Source organism: Methylobacterium sp. E-016, assembly GCF_022829745.1.
GTDB lineage: Bacteria > Pseudomonadota > Alphaproteobacteria > Rhizobiales > Beijerinckiaceae > Methylobacterium.
The window spans coordinates 1-3,186 of sequence record NZ_JAKSYF010000117.1 but is presented as its reverse complement, the minus strand read 5'-3'; the positions used below and the strand labels follow the sequence as shown (position 1 = coordinate 3,186).

General features: G+C 59.2%; 3 protein-coding genes. 2 read left to right on the top strand and 1 reads right to left on the bottom strand.

The annotated features are described in order from the left end of the window. Window positions 1–202: 202 nt before the first annotated feature. Window positions 203–1,020, top strand: a protein-coding gene (locus tag MKK68_RS15630) for an IS5 family transposase (RefSeq protein ID WP_244031123.1) whose coding sequence is annotated in 2 segments (ribosomal slippage) — window positions 203–311 and window positions 311–1,020 — 819 coding nt in all. Because the reading frame shifts where the segments join, the coding sequence is not laid out codon by codon here. A 41-nt stretch (window positions 1,021–1,061) separates the two neighbouring features. Here the strand turns inward: MKK68_RS15630 and MKK68_RS15625 are convergent. After that, complete coding sequence (locus MKK68_RS15625) at window positions 1,062–1,325, bottom strand: hypothetical protein (RefSeq protein ID WP_244031121.1); 264 nt, start codon at window positions 1,323–1,325, stop codon at window positions 1,062–1,064. A 647-nt stretch (window positions 1,326–1,972) separates the two neighbouring features. Between MKK68_RS15625 and MKK68_RS15620 the strand changes: the two genes are divergently transcribed. Continuing rightward, on the top strand, window positions 1,973–3,186 hold a 1,214-nt coding region (locus tag MKK68_RS15620; RefSeq protein WP_244031119.1), incomplete at its 3' end, for a sensor domain-containing diguanylate cyclase.

The window sequence follows — 3,186 nt, the reverse complement described above, 5'->3', positions numbered from 1 at the left end:
CTGCGCCAAGCTCGACGTCTCGTTCTTCCGATACCTCGGCGATCGCCTCGGCATCCCAGACAGCGCAACCGTCCCGCCCCTGCCGGACCTTGTCAGAAACGCCGCAACAGCATGACCGCCCGGTGATCTGCCCCGGTTACTTGGGTGAGCGGCAAGCATCGCGGGCGTTGGGAGAGTGTCTGACGCTCACCCAGGAACCCCGATGTGGACGCCCGCCGCCCGCGCCGAGCTTGCGCGCGAGAGCCTGCCCTACGCAACCAATCTCAGCGATGCCGAGTGGGCGGTGCTTGCGCCGCTTCTGCCTGCGCCGTCCACACAGGCCGCCCATGGCGCCGGCCCCTGCGCGCGGTCTTCGACGGCATCCTGTACGTCCTGCGGACAGGATGCGCGTGGCGGCATCTGCCACTGGACTTCCCGCCGTGGAGCACGGTGCATCGCTGGTTCTTGCGTCTCTCGCAGACAGGCGTGTTCGAGCGCCTCGCTCATGCCCTCACGATGGCTGACCGTGAGCACGTCGGACGTGAGGCCTGCCCGACCGGCTGTGTCGTCGATGCGCAAGCTGCCCGCTCGGGTGGCGTGGGGGTGGCCGGCGAACGCGGTTACGATCCGGCCCGGCGGGTCGTCGGGCGCAAACGCCACGCGCTGACGGATACAGACGGGCGCCTGCTCGTGGCTGCGGTCTCACCCGCTGACCTGCACGACAGCCACGGCGCGATTGCCCTGCTTCGAGCCTCGCGCGGACTGTTTCCCTTCCTAGCCCACCGCTTTGCCGACCGTGCCTATCGAGGCGAGCGTGTTGGCGCGGCCACGACCATCACGGTCGAAATTGTCGAACCCAAGGAGGGCCAGAAGGGCTTTGCGGTGCAGCCCAGGCGGTGGGTCATCGAGAGGACGCTCAGTTGGATCGCCCGCTGCCGCAGGTTGGCTCGCGACCACGAGGCTACCCCGTCCTCTGCGCTCGCCTTCTTCGTCCTCGCCGCAGCCATGATCCTCGTCAGACGGATCGCCCGAGCTTTATGAAACAGGGTCTAACGGCTAACGGCTGTCCAGGAGCCGTCAGTTCATTCTGCAGATAAAACCGGCTCATTTATAAGCTCATGAAGAGCTTGAGCTAAGAACTCGCCTCTCTCATCCTCGGATAGGCAAAGGACTGGGTGTCCTTGCCGCTTTTCGCGATCGGTGAAGGCCTCATCCCAGGCGCGATCGTCCTGATTATGAGCGATGAAGTTTCGCTTGGCTCGTGCCAGCACTTCTGCTTCTGTTGGCGCACTCATTGGTTGTTTCCTAGCAAGATCAAAGAACCATCCACTGTAAGCACTACCCATGCCAAGCCAGCACAAGAACCACTTCTACTACCCGATCGATCGGCCAATTCATTCTATTAAGCGCTAACTACAATGCTCCGATAGGCTTACGCCGTGGCGTACCAATTTCGGTTAGCCCAAGGCCATTAGACAAGTTGCGTAAGACTTCAATAGGAAAACCGCCATCCTCCCCTCGCTCAATGCTCTCAATGATGCTCTGCTCGATCCCGAGCAATCGCGCTGTATCAGGTATAGCCAAACCCATTCCAGTACGGGCTAAGGCTGCATGGATAGTGAGATTTTTGAGAAGCCTCAATCGGCCGTCCGCCATCTGTTCCATGCAAACTGCATGTCTCCGCCTGCAAACCATTGCGCCAACTCCGCGCCACGATAGCGTGGAAAGCTCACAATCATCAACACCTAGGGTTGAAACCCAGTGCTGCATTGCACGCGTCGGTCCGCCTAGGAAGACAAGTGCCATGCCTAGATCAAGGTCGGCAATTTCATAGATATATAGTGTTTATCCGTTTCTTCACGAAGATTTTTTTGATAAGTATTTCAATAACTTAAAATGGTAAGAAGTCATTAAATGATCAAGATTATAATTGGGATACGGATTTTTACGGCTGCTTATGACAATCCGATCGCCCTTCGCCCGCCTTGGACGCTTGACCCACTCGGCGCGTTCGCTGACGGCATTCAACCTCGCCTGCGTGGCCGGTCTCTGCAGCGTGTCCGCCGTAATGTTGTGGGACATGCGAGAGGATGCGACCCGCCGGACAGAGATCACGTCCCGTAGCCTGCTGCAGGTGCTGGAGCGCGATATCGCCCGCAATATCGAGCTTTATGGCCTATCGTTACAGGCGGTAGTCGACGGTATGAAGCGAACGGACGTGGCACAGGCCTCGCCCGAACTCCGTCACATGATCCTTTTCGATCGTTCGGCAACCGGCCTTGGGTTCGGTTTCATCATGGTGTTGAACGCGGCCGGCGATGTCATTCTCAATTCTCAGTCGGTCACGCCACGTACCCTGAACCGAGCAGATGGCGAGTATTTTCAGTACTTCTCTACTCACAGCGATGATGGACTACATATCAGCCCCCCAGCTATCTCCCGCTTGACGGGGCAGTGGGTGGTCATGCTGAGCCGTCGCCTGTCGAACCCGGATGGATCGTTTGCCGGTGTTGTTACCGGGGCCATCCATCTCGACTACTTCCGCGGCTTGTTCGCTGCCGCGGGCGTAGCCCGTATCGGTACCGTAACCTTGTACGGACCGGGCGGATCGATCCTAATGCGCGAGCCATTCGACCAGCAACTGCTTGGTAAGAGCGTTGCTCAACAGCCAAGCTATCGCCAGATCATGGCTCGGCAAAAAGGCAGCTTCACCGGTCCAGCGATGGTTGGGGAGGGCGAGCGCCGCTTCGAGTTTACCCACGTTAGCGACCAACCTCTCCAACTCAGCACTGCGATCCCACCGACAGATATCTATGCAGATTGGTGGCAAAAGGCTCTGACTCTCGGAGGAGCCGTACTGTCCCTTTGTGCAGCCACCATGAGCCTGACGTGGTTGTTCCGTCGCGAACTCGATCGGCGGCAAAGTGCCGAGATTGCTACGAGCGCCCTGAACGTCGAGCTTGAACTGTTGGCAACGACGGATGGGCTGACCGGCTTGTCCAATCGTCGCCGCTTCGACGAGGTCCTGGCTCGGGAGTGGTCGCGCGCGGTGCGAACCTCACAGCCGCTCTCGCTGATCCTGCTGGATGCAGACTCCTTCAAGGGGTTCAATGACCGTTACGGGCATCAGAGAGGCGATGAAGCCTTGAAGCTCATCGCTCGGGCGATTGAAGCCGTCATCGGCCGTTCTGGTGATACCGGCTACCG